Annotated in this window: 18 protein-coding genes; 12 read left to right on the top strand and 6 right to left on the bottom strand. The window is 29.9% G+C overall.

The window, feature by feature from the left end; genetic code table 11:
- Positions 1–2: 2 nt before the first annotated feature.
- From ACSHW5_RS07020 to ACSHW5_RS06990, 7 genes are all read left to right on the top strand, one after another.
- Positions 3–2,015, top strand: a complete 2,013-nt coding sequence (locus ACSHW5_RS07020) for a fumarate reductase/succinate dehydrogenase flavoprotein subunit (protein WP_435675406.1) — start codon at positions 3–5, stop codon at positions 2,013–2,015.
- A 22-nt stretch (positions 2,016–2,037) separates the two neighbouring features.
- On the top strand, positions 2,038–2,778 hold the full coding sequence (locus ACSHW5_RS07015; protein ID WP_435675449.1) for a succinate dehydrogenase/fumarate reductase iron-sulfur subunit: 741 nt from the start codon (positions 2,038–2,040) through the stop codon (positions 2,776–2,778).
- Between the two features lie 131 nt (positions 2,779–2,909).
- Positions 2,910–4,091 (top strand): carboxypeptidase-like regulatory domain-containing protein, encoded by a 1,182-nt coding sequence (locus tag ACSHW5_RS07010; protein WP_435675405.1) that lies wholly within the window; start codon positions 2,910–2,912, stop codon positions 4,089–4,091.
- A 148-nt stretch (positions 4,092–4,239) separates the two neighbouring features.
- Positions 4,240–4,941, top strand: a complete 702-nt coding sequence (locus tag ACSHW5_RS07005; protein ID WP_435675404.1) for a DUF6503 family protein — start codon at positions 4,240–4,242, stop codon at positions 4,939–4,941.
- A 110-nt stretch (positions 4,942–5,051) separates the two neighbouring features.
- Positions 5,052–6,836: a chloride channel protein gene (locus ACSHW5_RS07000; RefSeq protein ID WP_435675403.1), complete on the top strand. Its 1,785-nt coding sequence runs from the start codon at positions 5,052–5,054 to the stop codon at positions 6,834–6,836.
- Between the two features lie 47 nt (positions 6,837–6,883).
- Entirely contained in the window at positions 6,884–7,480 is a 597-nt protein-coding gene (locus ACSHW5_RS06995; RefSeq protein ID WP_435675402.1) for a hypothetical protein, read from the top strand.
- 269 nt (positions 7,481–7,749) lie between these two features.
- Entirely contained in the window at positions 7,750–8,877 is a 1,128-nt protein-coding gene (locus ACSHW5_RS06990) for a glycerate kinase (RefSeq protein ID WP_435675401.1), read from the top strand.
- Positions 8,878–8,972: 95 nt separating this feature from the next.
- Here the strand turns inward: ACSHW5_RS06990 and glpQ are convergent, their stop codons facing one another.
- The gene (gene glpQ / locus ACSHW5_RS06985) at positions 8,973–9,947 is read right to left on the bottom strand and encodes a glycerophosphodiester phosphodiesterase (RefSeq protein WP_435675400.1); all 975 of its coding nucleotides are present in this window, start codon (positions 9,945–9,947) and stop codon (positions 8,973–8,975) included.
- A gap of 132 nt (positions 9,948–10,079) precedes the next feature.
- On the opposite strand from glpQ, the gene ACSHW5_RS06980 reads away from it, so the two are divergent.
- A complete protein-coding gene (locus ACSHW5_RS06980) occupies positions 10,080–10,316 on the top strand; it encodes a hypothetical protein (protein WP_435675399.1) in 237 nt (78 codons plus the stop codon).
- Entirely contained in the window at positions 10,317–11,099 is a 783-nt protein-coding gene (locus tag ACSHW5_RS06975) for a DNA alkylation repair protein (RefSeq protein WP_435675398.1), read from the top strand.
- Here ACSHW5_RS06975 and ACSHW5_RS06970 read toward each other — a convergent pair.
- Entirely contained in the window at positions 11,096–12,070 is a 975-nt protein-coding gene (locus tag ACSHW5_RS06970) for an endonuclease (RefSeq protein WP_435675397.1), read from the bottom strand. The genes ACSHW5_RS06975 and ACSHW5_RS06970 overlap by 4 nt on opposite strands.
- Before the next feature lie 264 nt (positions 12,071–12,334).
- On the opposite strand from ACSHW5_RS06970, the gene hflX reads away from it, so the two are divergent.
- Positions 12,335–13,546, top strand: coding sequence for a GTPase HflX (gene hflX, locus ACSHW5_RS06965; RefSeq protein WP_435675396.1), 1,212 nt, complete (start codon positions 12,335–12,337; stop codon positions 13,544–13,546).
- A 13-nt stretch (positions 13,547–13,559) separates the two neighbouring features.
- A complete protein-coding gene (locus tag ACSHW5_RS06960; RefSeq protein ID WP_435675395.1) occupies positions 13,560–14,099 on the top strand; it encodes a GNAT family N-acetyltransferase in 540 nt (179 codons plus the stop codon).
- On the opposite strand, the gene ACSHW5_RS06955 is transcribed toward ACSHW5_RS06960, so the two are convergent.
- Entirely contained in the window at positions 14,092–14,241 is a 150-nt protein-coding gene (locus ACSHW5_RS06955; protein WP_435675394.1) for a PspC domain-containing protein, read from the bottom strand. The two genes, ACSHW5_RS06960 and ACSHW5_RS06955, sit on opposite strands and share 8 nt — an antisense overlap.
- 226 nt (positions 14,242–14,467) lie before the next feature.
- Here ACSHW5_RS06955 and ACSHW5_RS06950 point away from each other — a divergent pair, with 226 nt between their 5' ends.
- Complete coding sequence (locus tag ACSHW5_RS06950; RefSeq protein WP_435675393.1) at positions 14,468–15,184, top strand: LytR/AlgR family response regulator transcription factor; 717 nt, start codon at positions 14,468–14,470, stop codon at positions 15,182–15,184.
- Between the two features lie 88 nt (positions 15,185–15,272).
- Here the strand turns inward: ACSHW5_RS06950 and dut are convergent, their stop codons facing one another.
- The 3 genes from dut to ACSHW5_RS06935 form a co-directional block, all read right to left on the bottom strand.
- Entirely contained in the window at positions 15,273–15,704 is a 432-nt protein-coding gene (gene dut / locus ACSHW5_RS06945; RefSeq protein WP_435675392.1) for a dUTP diphosphatase, read from the bottom strand.
- Positions 15,705–15,987: 283 nt separating this feature from the next.
- A complete protein-coding gene (locus ACSHW5_RS06940) occupies positions 15,988–16,311 on the bottom strand; it encodes a type II toxin-antitoxin system PemK/MazF family toxin (protein WP_435675391.1) in 324 nt (107 codons plus the stop codon).
- Positions 16,302–16,547 (bottom strand): AbrB/MazE/SpoVT family DNA-binding domain-containing protein, encoded by a 246-nt coding sequence (locus tag ACSHW5_RS06935; RefSeq protein WP_435675390.1) that lies wholly within the window; start codon positions 16,545–16,547, stop codon positions 16,302–16,304. Before ACSHW5_RS06935 ends, ACSHW5_RS06940 begins: the two co-directional genes overlap by 10 nt.
- Between the last annotated feature and the right edge of the window lie 162 nt (positions 16,548–16,709).

Below are 16,709 nucleotides of genomic sequence, written 5' to 3'. Positions count from 1 at the left end.
CTATGGCTTTAGATTCAAAAACACCAAAAGGTCCAATTAAAGATAAATGGACAACTTATAAAGACAAAATAGATCTTGTAAACCCAGCAAACAAACGTAATATTGATATTATTGTAGTTGGTACGGGTTTAGCAGGAGGTTCTGCTGCAGCAACTTTAGCAGAATTAGGATATAACGTAAAAGCATTTGCTTACCAAGATTCTCCAAGAAGAGCGCATTCAATTGCAGCACAAGGTGGAATTAATGCAGCAAAAAATTACATGGGAGATGGAGATTCTAATTACAGATTGTTTTATGACACTGTAAAAGGAGGAGATTACCGTTCTCGTGAAGCAAACGTACACCGTTTGGCAGAAGTGTCTGGTAATATTATTGACCAATGTGTGGCACAAGGAGTTCCTTTTGCTCGTGATTATGGTGGATTATTAGACAACCGTTCATTTGGTGGAGTTTTAGTTTCTAGAACTTTTTATGCAAAAGGACAAACAGGACAACAATTATTGTTAGGATGTTATTCTGCAATGAACCGTCAAATTGCTCGTGGTAAGATTGAGATGTTCAATCGTCATGAAATGTTAGATGTTGTAAAAGTTGATGGTAAAGCAAGAGGAATTATTGCTAGAGATTTAATTACCGGAGAAATAGAACGTCATTCTGCACATGCTGTTGTAATTGCAACTGGTGGTTACGGAAACGTATATTTCTTATCTACAAATGCAATGGGTTCTAATGCTACAGCAGCTTGGAAAATTCATAAAAAAGGTGCTTATTTCGCAAATCCTTGTTATACACAAATTCACCCAACATGTATTCCACGTTCTGGAGATTATCAGTCTAAATTAACATTGATGTCTGAGTCTTTACGTAACGATGGTAGAATTTGGGTTCCTGCAAGAATAGAAGACGCCAAAGCAATTCAGCAAGGTAAATTAAAGCCAACTGCAATTGCAGAAGAAAATAGAGATTATTATTTAGAAAGACGTTACCCTGCATTTGGTAACTTAGTACCACGTGATGTTGCTTCTAGAGCTGCAAAAGAGCGTTGTGATGCTGGTTACGGTGTAAATGCTACTGGTGAAGCTGTGTATTTAGATTTTGCTGCTGCTTTTGAACGTTATGGTACAGAGCAAGCAAAGATACATGGTATTAAAAATGCTTCTAAAGAAAAAATTATAGAATTAGGTCAGGCTATTATTGAAGAAAAGTATGGTAACTTATTTCAGATGTATGAAAAAATCATCGCTGAAAACCCGTATGAAACTCCAATGATGATTTATCCTGCAACACACTATACAATGGGTGGTGTTTGGGTAGATTATAATTTAATGACTACTGTTGAAGGTTTATACTGTATTGGTGAAGCAAATTTCTCTGATCATGGTGCAAACAGATTGGGCGCTTCTGCCTTAATGCAAGGTTTAGCTGATGGGTATTTTGTATTGCCTTATACTATTGGAGATTATTTATCTTCTGATATTAGAACAGGAAAAATACCAACAGATTCTAAAGAGTTTGATGAAGTTGAAAAAGAAGTAAAAGATAGAATTGAGTTCTTTATTAATAATAAAGGAACAAAATCTGTAGATCATTTCCACAAACGTCTTGGTAAAGTAATGTGGGATAAAGTAGGAATGTCTAGAAACGAAAAAGATTTAAAAGCTGCCATGGCAGAAATTAAAGCAATTCGTGAAGAATTCTGGAAAGACGTAATGGTGCCTGGTACTGCTAACGAAATGAATGTGGAATTAGAAAAAGCAGGACGTGTAGCAGATTTCTTAGAATTAGGAGAATTGTTTGCTAAAGATGCTTTAAACAGAAATGAATCTTGTGGAGGACACTTTAGAGAAGAATCTGTAGAATTAGACGGTGAGCAAAAAGGAGAAGCAAAACGTAACGATAAAGATTTTGCTTATGTTTCTGCTTGGGAATATAAAGGTGAACCTGCAGACGCAGTTTTACATAAAGAAGAATTAGAGTTTAACGATATTGAATTGAAACAACGTTCATATAAATAAGAAAGATATGTCAGGTAAAGGAATGAATTTAACGTTAAAAATTTGGAGACAAAAAGACTCAGACGCAAAAGGTCAAATGGTCGATTATAAAGTCACTGATATTTCAGAACACATGTCTTTCTTAGAAATGCTAGATGTTTTAAACGAACAATTAGTAAATGCAGGAGAAGAACCAGTAGCTTTTGATCATGACTGTCGTGAAGGTATTTGCGGTATGTGTTCTTTATACATTAATGGAGAAGCTCACGGACCAGATAGAGGTATTACTACATGCCAGTTACACATGCGTATGTTTAATGATGGAGATACTATTACAATAGAGCCATTTAGAGCAGCAGCATTTCCTGTAATAAAAGATTTAATTGTAGATAGAATGGCTTTTGAGCGTATTCAGCAAGCAGGTGGTTATATTTCTGTAAACACTTCTGGTAATACACAAGATGCCAATTCAATTCCTATTTCTAAACACGCAGCAGATGAAGCAATGGATGCAGCTGCTTGTATTGGTTGTGGCGCTTGCGTAGCAACCTGTAAAAACTCTTCTGCCATGTTATTTGTAGGTGCAAAAGTATCTCAATTTGCTTTGTTACCTCAAGGACAAGTAGAAGCTGCAGACCGTGTTAAAAACATGGTAGCACAAATGGATTTAGAAGGTTTTGGAAACTGTACAAATACAGGTGCTTGTGAGGTTGAATGCCCTAAAGGAATTTCTTTAGACAACATTGCAAGAATGAATAGAGAATTAATGAAAGCATCTATTTAGTATACTAAATAGAGCCTCAAAAGTTTATATTTTAAGGGGTGTTTTATTGTTATTAGAACAATAAAACACCCCTTAATTTTTTTAATCAATAAAGTTTAGATACAATATAAAGAATAACATTTAACAATATTATGGTCCGTTCATTTAATAATAATTATTCTATTATCATATCTGTTATTTTTTTATTGATATCTCTATCCACCAATAGTCAAAAAACAAAAAATACACTTGAAGGTCTTGTTGTTGATGAAGAAAATTATGAAATTCCTTATGCTTCTATACTAATCCGATCCAAAAACATTGGTACTTCTACTACTGATGATGGTACTTTCTCATTGTCTATTCCTACAGAATCTTTATCTGATTCTTTAGAAATTTCGAGTATGGGATTTAATACTTTAAAAATAAAAATCAATGATTTTTTGAAATTAAAGAAAAAAGTAATTAAACTTACATCAAATGTGGTTTCCTTGGGTGAAATAACACTTATATCGCCTACTGCAATTTATAAAAAAGCAATTAAAAATCTTAAGAACACAACACTAAGAGATACTCATTTACTAAAAATATTATATAGAAGAGCTTCTGTAGAAGGCCCAAAAGCACGCTTTTTTGTAGAGCATTATATGAATGTTTTAGATAAAGGACCTTACACTTCCGGAATAAAAAAAATACAAGTTGTTCAGGGTAGAAAATCTGCAGATTATCGTTTTATAAAGAAAAAACAGCGGCAACATGCCATTGAATTTATGGTTTCCATAAATCCAATAAGAAATACAGAACGCCTAGATGATTTTAAATGGACAAAAGTTGGGGACTCTTTTTATGATGGTGAAGACATAATCATAATAAAAGGAGCAAATGGGAAAAAAAAGTGGGCTAAATTATATATTGGCCTAGAATCTTTTGCCATCTATAAAGTTGAATATAAATACAATAATCTTAATTCTATTTATATTTATAAAAAAAATAATGAAGGCAAACTTTATTTAAGTTATCATCAACGTGAGTTTAAGTCTAAACAAACTGTAACACTAAGAGCAAAAAAAAATCAGGCTTCAAAAAGAATAACTATTCCATTAGCTTATAGACATGAAGCGTTTGTATTAAGTGTAGCAACTGATAAAGACAAAATAAAATTCAGAAGCAATTATCAAAACATTGATATGGGAGAGTACAAAGCTCCTTACAATCCTAATTTTTGGAAAAATATTAGCTTACCTCCTGATACCGCTTTTGGGAGAAAAATAAAAAAGGAATTACAAGAAATATCTGGGGTTCCTATTGAAACGCAATTTCAACAAGCAAATTAATTTATTAAATACAGCGTATTATTATTGTTCTCTTTTTTAAAAGATTATTTAGACAACATTGCAAGAATGAATAAAGAGTTTATGAAAGCAAATCTATAACACATAAAAAGTATCTTTTTGGTATGAGTTTTTTTTGTAATTTCCGATTATGAATAAACTCTTCTTTATTTTACTTCTATTCACCAATTTAGCAATAAGTTCTCAAACAATCTCAGGTGCTGAATTGTTAGAAAAAGCAATCAATTTTCATGACCCTATGGGAAATTGGCCTACTTTTAACGGTGAACTTCTAGTAACTATGGAAACACCAAAAAACACAAATAGGAAAAGTAAAATCAACATTAATTTACCTGAAGAATACTTTTACGTAAAAGCAAATAGAGATTCTATAGTTACAGAATATACCATAAACAAAGGTGCTTGTACTATTGTTTTTAATGGTGATAAAAATCCATCAGAAAAAATTAAAACGGCCAATAAATTAAGTTGTGATCGTGCAATAATGTATAAAAATTACTACACTTTTTTATACGGTTTACCAATGAAACTAAAAGATGAAGGAACTATCATTCATCAGCATATAGAAAAAAGAAAATTTAAAGGAAAAGACTATTTAGTTTTAAAAGTTACCTACAATAAAGAAGTAGGAAAAGATACTTGGTATTTTTATTTCAACCCAAAAACGTATGCCATGGAAGTGTATCAGTTTTTTAAAGACACCAAAGATAGCGGAGAATACATCATGCTTTCTGGTTTAGAAATAATAAACCAAATAAAAATGCCAAAAAGCAGAGCTTGGTACTACAATAAAAATGATACGTATTTGGGAACAGATCTTTTATCTCAATAAAAATAAATTTCAGTCTTACAATTTAAATTAAACTTATATCAAAAATAATGATGCTATAATGAATTAATTCAGAGAATGCTTCAGTACTTTTGCAAAATAAAAAAAACACAGTGCCATCAACAAGAAAAATATACAAACAAATATTAATCTGGAGGTATAAGTATATTTCCCAACGTCAGTTTATTTATATTTTAAGTATTCTGGTAGGTTTTATGTCTGGTGTTGCAGCACTTTTTTTAAAAAATATTACTCATTTTATTCAGCATGTTTTAGAAGGAAATTTAGTCCGTCAATACCATCATGCTTTTTATTTTGTGTTTCCAATTATTGGGCTTGCCATTGTTTATTTTAACATAAAATACGTTTTAAAAAAGAAGGTAAGTCATGGTATTCCTTCTACCCTTTATGCCATTTCTAAACGCAAGGGAATTATAAAACGTAAAAACATGTTTGCCTCTATGCTAACGGCACCTATAACAGTAGGTTTTGGTGGTTCTGTTGGATTAGAAGGCCCAACAGTAGCAACAGGTGCAGCTATTAGTTCTAACATTGCGCGTTTATTTCATTTAAACCAAACAACAAGAAATTTATTAATTGGTTGTGCTGCGGCTGGTGCAATGTCATCTATTTTTAAAGCACCAATTGCAGCTATTATTTTTGCCATAGAAGTTTTTAGTTTAGACTTAACAATTGCCTCTATGTTGCCGTTGCTTTTAGCATCAATTTCTGCAATTATAACCTCATATTTTTTCTTTGGATCAGATGTATTACTTCCTTTTAAAATTGAAGATGTTTTTAACATAAATGATGTTCCTTTTTATATTATTTTAGGAACAATTACAGGTTTAGCTTCTATCTATTTTGCAGAAGTATATGATAGAATTCAGAAACTTTTCGATAAAATAGATTCTCCAATAAAAAGATTGTTAATTGGTGGTATTGGTTTGGGTATTTTAGTCTATTTCATTCCGCCATTGTATGGTGAAGGTTTTGACGTTATTAATAATTTAATTGCCGGACATCCGGAAGAAGCACTAAAAAGCAACTTCATGCATTTAGATTTAACCAATGTTTGGATTGTTATTATTTTACTAATTGGATTGGTGTTTTTCAAAATTATAGCGAGTGCCTTAACATTTGGTGCTGGTGGTGTTGGTGGTATTTTTGCACCAACACTCTTTATGGGTAGTATTTTAGGAAATTGTGTATCAAAAATTATTAATAATATTGGGCTTTCTAATGTTTCTGAAAGTAACTTTACCTTAGTAGGAATGGCTGGTTTAATGGCAGGTGTTTTACATGCACCATTAACCGCAATATTTTTAATTGCAGAAGTTACGGGCGGTTATGGACTTTTTATACCATTAATGATTACCGCAGCAATCTCTTATTCTATTGCTAAATACATACACCCATATTCTGTGTATGCAATGGAGTTGGGTAGAAAAGGTGAGCTAATTACACACGACAAAGATCATGCTGTTTTAACGCTTATGGATATTGATAGAGTAATTGAAAGTAATTTTATTTCTGTGTATTCTAATATGAGTTTAGGTGAAATGATAAAAGAAGCCGTTGTAAAATCTAACAGAAATATTTTTCCTGTGGTTCATAAAGAAACCAACAAATTATTAGGTATTATTTTGTTAGATGACATTAGACCTATCATGTTTGATAGATCTTTATATGAAACAGTATTTGCAAAAGAGGTAATGCAAAAACCACCAGAGATAATTGAAGTTGGTAAAGATAGAATGACTGATATTATGAAGAAATTTCAAAAAAGTGGCGCTTGGAATTTACCCGTTATTCAAGATAACAAATACATTGGTTTTATCTCAAAATCTAAGTTATTAACGGCTTATAGAAATAAATTAATTGAAGTAACTATATAAACTCAAGAAGTAACAAACACATGAGAACAAATAGTTTCACAAAATCCATGAGTAAAAAATCTAACCAAGAGTTAGAGAGCATCTTTAAAGAAAAAGATAATTATACAGAAGAAGCTGTACAAGCTGTAGTTTGGGAATTAGAAAATAGAAACCTAATTGAAAAAACCGAAATTCTTCATGAAGAAATTTCAATAGAAAATGAGCAAACTACCGCCCCTATTTCTAACGAAACCTTAAAAAATAAAGAAAGCCCTTTTGAAGAGTTAGTGCACCCTTTTTTGTATTCAAAAAAAGCAATACAGGGTTTTACAATCTTTTTTACAACATTGTTTGGTGCTGTTTTATTGATGCAAAACTTAAAAGAAATGAACAAACCAAAAGCAAGAAATCAAGTGCTTGTTTTTGGAATATTATACACTATTTTATCAGTTGTTCTTTTAAACTTTCTTCCGAGAACATTTTTTATTACGTTACTATTCAACCTAATTGGATACGCTGTACTTACAGAATATTATTGGAATAAAAATTTAGGTAAAGATTTAAAGTATCACAAGAAAAAAATTTGGAAACCATTAGCAATCTCATTACTCATTGTTTTTATACTTATATTTCTTCAACTTTTACCAAACATGTTGACTGAATAAAAAAGTTACACTGGAAGAAAAGTAGATTCTCTAATTATTAAATTGGTTTTAATTTCTATAGTTTTACTAGTTGTATACACTTTGGTTTCTTGAATTTCTTGTCGTAAATAGTGCATTCACTAGAAAAATAAAACGTATTTCAAACTTTAATGTGAGCATTAAAAAGGAAGACTTTATGATAAAAGAAGTATACATTCTTGTTGCCTTTTTTGTTTTTATACTTGTATTTAGTTATTTTCTTCCAACTATTTTAAGTTAAAAATCTATCCATGAAAATAATAATAGCACCAGATAAATTTAAAAACTCTTTAACAGGAATGGAATTTTGCAATGCTGTTGAACAAGGTATATGCAGTGTTCATTCTAAAGTAGAAATTATAAAATTACCCTTAGCCGATGGTGGTGATGGCACAATAGAAGTGGTAGATTTTTATTTAAAAGGTGCTATCATAACAATTATGGTACATGATCCTTTTTTTAAACCCGTAAAAGCATCTTATTTATATTCAGAAAATTCAAAAACAGCGTTCATAGAAATGGCAGAAGCTTCTGGTGTAAAACTTCTAAAACCTACAGAGTGCAATTGTAAAAATGCTACCACTTTAGGAACAGGAGAAATGATTGTTGATGCTTTAAACAAAGGTGCCAAAAAAATTATTTTAGGTATTGGCGGCAGTGCAACTAACGATTGTGGTATTGGTATGGCAACCGCTTTAGGATATCGTTTTTTAGACAAAAATAGAAAGGACGTACAACCTATTGGTGCTAATTTATCTAAAATAACAACAATAGATGTTACCAAAGTACACGCCAAATTAAAAGAAGTACAATTTAATATTGCTTGTGATGTTACCAATCCGTTATACGGAAAAAATGGTGCGGCTTACATTTATGGTGCTCAAAAAGGAGCTTCTAAAAACGATATAGAAATGCTAGACCAAGGTTTACAAGATTTTTCTATAATTATAAATTCCGTTTTTCATATCGATGCACAAATGGTAAAAGGTGCAGGAGCTGCTGGCGGAATGGGCATTGCTTCTAAAGTGTTTTTAAACGGTACCTTAGAACCAGGCATTCAATTGATAAAAAAATTAGCAAATTTTGACCATCAAATTGAAGGGGCAGATTGGATTATTACTGGTGAAGGAAAATTAGATACCCAAACAATGTCGGGTAAAACCATACAAGGTGTATTGTCTTCTGCAGAAGTGAAAAAAATAAAAGTCGCTGCTTTTTGTGGTGCTATAGATTTAGACGAAAAACAACCAAAAGAATTTGGAATTCAGTACACCGATGCTGTTATGAATTTTGCTGAAAATTTAGAAGATGCCATGAAAAACAGCAGAAAGTACGTTAAAAAGATGGCAACTATTTTTGCAACAAAATATTTAAAATAAGTTGCTGATAAAAAGCTGTTTTTTTCCGGAAAATTATACAGGTGCTATTTTTTAAATAGGCCTTAAAAAGGAACTACAAGGAGATATCATAAATCTTATTTATCCAAAAAATCAACAGCCAAATCTGGGAAATCTGTAAAACAACCATCTACATTTCCATCAATCAAAAGGGTTTTTAACATCTCTTCAAACGTAGAAAACTCATCTAAAGAATCTGCTCTAAACGTAAACGGATGTACTTTTAAACCCAGTTTGTGAGCATCTGCAACCAAAGAAGTAAACTGCCAAGTATCATCAATTTTTGTGTCTAAAACCTGTTTGTACCAAGGTCCAATTCCATCTGCATAGGTAGCAAAATATTTTAATTGTTGTAATGCTTCTTCAGATTCTATCAACTGTACCAAAAATAATTCTGATTGTAATTTTTTTCTAATTCTTTCTAATTCTTTAGCATCAAAACACTGTAAAATACAATTATCATTTTTGGTTTTGTACCCAAAATCTGTTAAGATTTTTAAAACTATTTCCGTAAGATTTTTACCTTCATTTTTATGAAAACTAGGTTCTTTAATCTCAGGATAAATACCAATATTTTTTCCTGTACTTTTATTTAAACCTTGAATCAATTCAATTTCTTCTTGAAAAGAATGCAATTTAAAATTCCCTTTTGCCTTCGGAAATCGATTTTTATACACTTGTTTACCCGTTTTTGGGTTAAAACGCTCTGTAACTTGCAGGGTTTTTAATTCATCAAACGTAAAATCTATTACATAAAAACGATTGTCTTTCCTCTTTCTTTCTGGAAATTTTGTGGCAACATCCGTAACATCATCCAAATAAATATCATGTATAACAATAGGAATATCATCTTTACTTAATACCAAGTCTTGTTCAATATAATCAGCATTCATAGCATGCGCCATGGATTTTGCTTCCATAGTGTGTTCTGGCAAATAACCAGAAGCACCTCTGTGAGCAATTACAATTTTTGTATTCATATTAACTGTTGTTTTTGGTTGATGAAAAAAAAATAGTAACAAGTATATCAAAAATACTGAAATTGAATTCATTGTAAATATTTTGTTTGGTTGAAAACAATTAGAACCTACTATTGGTAAAAAGAAGAATCTCTAAACCACACTTTTAGATACATAGTTTACAATTTATAAAAAATAAAGATAGAACTTTTGTAATTTTGCAATATGAAATTAACGTTAAAAATAATGTTTGTCGTCTTTTTAATTTGGATGTCAATTGGGCTGTATTTAGTAAATATAGAACACGAAAAAGCACAAATAGTAATGGGTTTAGGAGTGTTTTACTTTTCTTTTTTATTTATGCCCATCTTTATTTACTACAGATACAGAGACGGAAAATACAAGAAATACATCTTAAATGATGAAAAACTAAGAAATGCTTTTAAAAATCAAGGCAAATAAATGGCCTTTAAAAAGCTTAAATATTGGTTTGATTTAGAATTAGCAAAATTACTATCCGAAAAAATTAAAACTGTATATCCTAAATTTAATTCCAACACTTTTTGTGAAATTATTGCAAACAAAATAGACTCTTTAGAATTAAAAGATAGAGTTGAAGTTTTTGCAGATGAATTTCATTATTTATTACAAAAAGGATATGAACACAATATTTCTATACTACTGAATATTTTAGGCCCAGAAAATGAAGATGAAACGGGCATGTTTAAACAGTTTTATTGGATGATGCCCATTGCTAAATATGTAGAAAAATATGGGGTAAATCATTTTGATATTTCTATAAAAGCCATAGAAGAAATAACCAAAAGAAACACAGGAGAATACGCAATAAGGCCTTTTTTAGAAAGATGTACGAATAAAACTTTAACACAAATGTTCATTTGGTCTAAAGATGAAAATAAACATGTAAGAAGGTTGGCTTCAGAAGGAATAAGACCAAGATTGCCTTGGGCAACAAAGCTTCAATTATTTATAGACAACCCAACACCTTTACGTCCTATTTTAGAAAATTTAAAAGACGATACTTCTAAATACGTGCAAAAATCTGTTGCCAATTGCCTAAATGATATTTTAAAAGACAATGAAGACTTTGGAAAGGAAATTATTGAAAATTGGATTCAGAAACCAACAAAACAAAGAAAATGGATTGTAATGCACGCAATAAGAAACTACAGAAAAAAAGAAGATCTTTGGAGCTTAAAAATTGTGCAAAAACTAGAAATCTAATTTCCTTTTTTTAAAAAAGCATACACCGGAAAATGATCTGAAAAACCTCCTTGATACCATTTACCAATATAAGTTCTAAACGGGCTATCTTTTAATTTTCCTCTGAACACTTTCATCCATTTTTTGTTAAAAACTTCAGCATGTTTAAAATATAAATCATGTTCACTTTTTTCTAAAAAATTCTTACTAAAAATAATTTGGTCAAATAAATTCCATTTGCCTTTATACGTTAAAGTTCCGTTTCCTTTAGACAAAATACTTTCCATAGGATTGTAAAAATCATCTAAAACCAAATTCTTTTTCACGCTTTTGCTTGCAGGATTGTCATTAAAATCTCCCATAATAATAATCTTAGCATCAAAATTGGTATCTCTAATTTGAGAAATAACATCTCTGGCAGTTTCTGCTGCAATAATTCTTTTATGTTCCGTTATCGCAGTACCTTCTCTTCTAGAAGACCAATGATTTACTAAAACATGTACCAATTCGCCATGTAAATTTCCGCTGACTTTTAAAATATCTCTTGTATAATCTCTATTTCCTTCATCATCTTCTAAAAAAACAGGAAATGTTTCAGAATGCAACAATTCAAAAACTTGTTTATTGTATAAAAGCGCAACATCAATACCGCGTTCATCAGGAGAATCATAATGTACAAAACCATAATGATGACTTCTTAAATTAGAAGAATTTACCAGATCAGATACCACTTTTGCATTCTCTACTTCTACCAAACCAACAATTGCTGGTGGCAACATAGAACGATGATTTCCTAATTGAGAAATTACAGAACTTAACTTTTTAATTTTTGTTTTATACCGTTTATAACTCCACTTATTCTTTCCTTTTGCCGTAAAATCATCATCTAAAGTATGAGGATCATCTTTGGTATCAAACAAATTTTCTACATTATAAAAACCAATGGTTGTTATATTTTTACTTTGCTTTGATGCCGAAATTGATGGAAACATAAAAAATATTTTTATTGTAAAAATAGGAAAAAAAATAGCACAATTTCATAACACAAACAATATGATTTCATAACATAAAAACAAAGTACATTGAAATGTTCTAAACTAATTTTGTATCAATTAAAATTTGAACTAAAATTAACCTAAAAAAAAGAGCGTATAGAAGAGAAAGTCTAAAAAATTTGAATTAATTAGTTAAAACCTCAATTTCTATTGAGGTTTTTTCTATTTATAAAACAAGATTTGTTTGTACTTTTGCATTGTATGATAGACCAGAAAGAAGCAATATCCGAAAAAGTGGTTTTAATAGGAATTATAACCCAACAGCAAGATGAAAACAAGTCTGAAGAATATTTAGACGAATTAGAGTTTTTAACAGAAACTGCTGGAGGTGTGCCTGTAAAACGTTTTGTTCAAAAAATGGAAAGACCAAATCCTAAAACTTTTTTAGGAGCAGGAAAATTAGAAGAAGTTAGAGATTATATAGAATCTAATCATATTGGAACCGCCATTTTTGATGACGAGCTTTCTCCAGGACAAATACGTAATATTGAAAAGGTATTAGATTGTAAAATTTTAGACAGAACTAATTTAATCTTAGATATTTTTGCACAAAGAGCACAAACAAGTTCTGCAAAAACTCAAGTAGAATTGGCACAAAGCGAATATTTATTACCTCGTTTAACCAGACTATGGACTCACCTTGACAAACAAAAAGGGGGAATTGGAATGCGTGGACCTGGTGAAACAGAAATAGAAACTGATAGACGTATTATTAGAGATAAAATTGGCGTATTAAAAAAACGCTTGTTAACTATAGATAAGCAAATGGCCGTGCAACGTAAAAACCGTGGACAAATGGTGCGTGTTGCTTTGGTAGGTTACACCAATGTTGGAAAATCTACATTGATGAATGTAATTAGTAAAAGTGATGTTTTTGCAGAAAACAAACTCTTTGCAACTTTAGACACAACCGTAAGAAAAGTTGTCATTAAAAATATTCCTTTTTTAATGACAGACACCGTTGGTTTTATTAGAAAATTACCTACGCAATTGGTAGAATCTTTTAAATCTACTTTAGATGAAGTACGTGAAGCAGATTTGTTATTACATGTTGTAGATATTTCTCACCCAAATTTTGAAGATCATATTGCTTCTGTAAACACCATTTTAAGCGATATAAAATGTGCAGAAAAACCCACATTAATGGTCTTTAATAAGATTGATGCTTATAAACATGAAATCATAGATGATGATGATTTAGTAACCGAAAAAGGAAAAGAACATTACACCTTACAAGATTGGAAAAAAACTTGGATGAATGATTATGAAGAAGAATCTATCTTTATTTCTGCTTTAAATAAAGAAAACTTAGAAGATTTTAAAGAGAAAACCTATCAAGAAGTTAAGAAAATTCATATTCAACGTTTTCCTTATAACGACTTCTTATATTACGAATACAAAGAGGAAGAATAGACTTTAATACAAAATGATTAAAGTTTCTAAAAATATACAATTAAAAGAGGTTTTGAATTCAGATTCAGAATCTCTTTTTAGGTTGATGAAAGAAATATACCCATTAGCCTATCAACATTTTTGGGAAGACGATGGAGATTGGTATGTGAACTCTCAATATTCTAAAGAAAATATTTTAAAAGAACTACTTCAAAATAATTCCGACTATTATTTTATTATTTTTAAGGATGAAATTATTGGAAACTTACGAGTTATTTGGGATGAAAAACTAACAGGTTTATCCCAAGAAAAACAAGTAAAATTACACAGAATTTATTTACATCAGAAAGTTCAAGGAAACGGCATTGGTAAAAAACTACTTTCTTGGCTAGAACAAAAAGCAGGACAAAAAGGATATCAAATTATTTGGTTAGATGCCATGAATGCCCAACCACAAGCTTTTCAATTTTATAAAAAGTTAGGATATTCATATCATTCTCACACTTTTTTAGAGTATCAGTTATTACACAATCAATTTAGAAAAATGAGTCAGGTGTATAAAAAAATTACTTAGACAACAACTTTATAATCCATAAAATTAAGTATAAACCTAATCCAAAACCAGCAAACAAAACTGCAATTACAAATCCTATTCTAATAAATTTTGCTTCTACATTTATCTTTGGACTTAACCAATCTGAAACTCCTAAAATCATATTTTTTATTTTTTTGTTATAGACTGCAAAGATAATTAAAGTACTAACAAACAAAAAGAATATTACCGCCTTTGTTGAAAAGATAATCAGCTTAAAAAAAATGAACTTAAGAATCTTTTATCCCCTTAAAACAGTGGTTTATCCTAAATAATGTATACTTCATATAAATTATTTGTAAATTTGAAAAATATTTTTAATTTAGAAAATACCTTACTAAAAGCAACAAATGAAATACACATATATAATTATTCAAGATAAAAAAGAAGATTTTGAAAATTTAAGTTCTACTTTAAAAGAACATTCTAATTACAAATTTATAGACCTTGCAACAAATATAGAAAATGGCTTTTCTTTAATTCTTAAAACAAAACCCAATCTTATTTTTTTAGATGTAGAAATTAACAATGAAAATACGTTTCAACTCATTCCTAAATTAAAAGAATTTTTTATTGAATTGCCTACTATTATAATGACAACAGCACATAATTATTATGCCAAAGAAGCCGTAAACAATCAAATATTATATTTTTTAAGCAAACCAATAGCATCCTTAGAACTTCAAAAGTCATTACTTTTATTTGAAAAAGTATTTGCAGAAAAGCAAACACACCTTGCGGTAAAAACAAGTTCAGAAATACATGTCTTGGCCTTTAAAGACATTTGTTTTTTACAAGCAGAAAGAAATTGTACTACTATTTCTGAAGTAAATGGAAACGGTTTATCAACATCAAAATCTTTAAAACATTTTGAAGAAACCTTACCTAAAAATTTCATTCGAGTTCACAGAAGTTTTATTGTGAACAAAAATTGTATTGCAAAATTAAATACCAGTAAAGGTCAACTATTTTTGCAACAAACAGGTGCGCTAAAAAATCTAGAAGAAAATTTTATCCCTATTGGAAAGGAATACGCACAAAAACTTAAAAATTCTTTGTATTTCTAATTATTAAAGTACGAATTAATTTAAATGGAACACTTTAAAATAAAAAAGCCAACCTTTCTAATTTAATAAAAAGATTGGCCATCTATTGCTATACACCTGTACTTCCAAAGCCTCCAGCTCCTCGTTCAGTTTCACTTAAAACAGTTACTTCTTGCCAAGTAACTCGCTCGTGTTTTGCTATAATTAATTGTGCAATTCTTTCGCCATCATTAATAACAAATTCTTCATTAGAAAGATTTATTAAAATTACACCAATTTCTCCTCTATAATCTGCATCAACTGTTCCGGGTGAATTTAAAACGGTAATTCCTTTTTTAGCAGCCAAACCACTTCTTGGTCTTACTTGAGCTTCAAAACCAACAGGTAACGCTATAAATAAGCCTGTTTTTACAATAGCTCTTTCTAAGGGTTTTAACGTAATTTCAGTTTCAATATTTGCTCTTAAATCCATTCCTGCAGCGCCTTCTGTTTCGTAATTAGGTGTTGCGTGTTTCGATTTGTTAATTATTTGTACGTTCATTGTTTTTATATCGTTTTCTATATATTTTTATTAAATCATGTACTTCTTCAAAATTAGAAGTATAATTTTTTAAATTTATTTGTTTTCAAGAAATGGTTTTGTATAAAGTTTGTGTGGTAGAAAATGTCCATAGAATTTTCATCCTAACATTCAGCTTATTTTTGAGTTTCTATCTTTGTCGACTTAAAAATATTTACATATTTAGAAATGAATAAAAAGATACAGAACTTTGGCAAAACATAAAAACCCACATTAACTTTATACGTTGGTTCCTATAGTTGTTTTAATCTACAAATGTTTCTTTAATAACGGATTTTAGTTCTTTTATTTCAGGTTTTGTCATTCTTCCAAGTACTTTTAATACTCTAGTTTTGTCAATAGTCCTGATCTGATCAACAACAATCCAACCAATTTTATCATTATGTTTTATCTCTATTCTAGTTGGATAATTTTTGGAAGCAGTTGTCATAGGAACAACTATAATTGTCCTTAAATGTTTGTTCATCTCGTTTGGAGAAATTACAACACAAGGTCTAGTTTTATTTATTTCACTTCCAACTGTTGGATTCAAATTAACTAAAATAATTTCATATTGTTTTAATTCCATTCATCAAGATTTTCATCTTCAAACACGTCATTAAACAACAGCCCATCATCTCCATTTTCATTCATTTGTTTAAAGGATTCTTCCCATCCTTTTCTCGGAGAAGAGAGAGGTTGAATTATAATTTTTCCTTTTTCAAGAATTAAATCAACTTTGTCTTTGATGTTATATTTTTCAAGTATCATTTTGCTAAAACGAATACCTTTCGAATTCCCTATTTGAATAACTGAAACTTCCATAATATTATTTTTAATGTAGATACAAAGTTATTACAATTTTTTAGAGTTTCCTAATTACCAGAAATTCATTGTTATGGTAGTATTAAAATAGTAAAAAGAAATTTATATGTTTTCCAAATCATTCATTTTTTACACTAATTTATTTAATTGTATTCTAGCTTA

The sequence above is a fragment of the Polaribacter sp. genome (assembly GCF_051251875.1).
In the GTDB taxonomy this organism is placed as follows: Bacteria; Bacteroidota; Bacteroidia; order Flavobacteriales; family Flavobacteriaceae; genus Polaribacter.
This window is presented reverse-complemented; position numbering and strand designations above follow the sequence as displayed.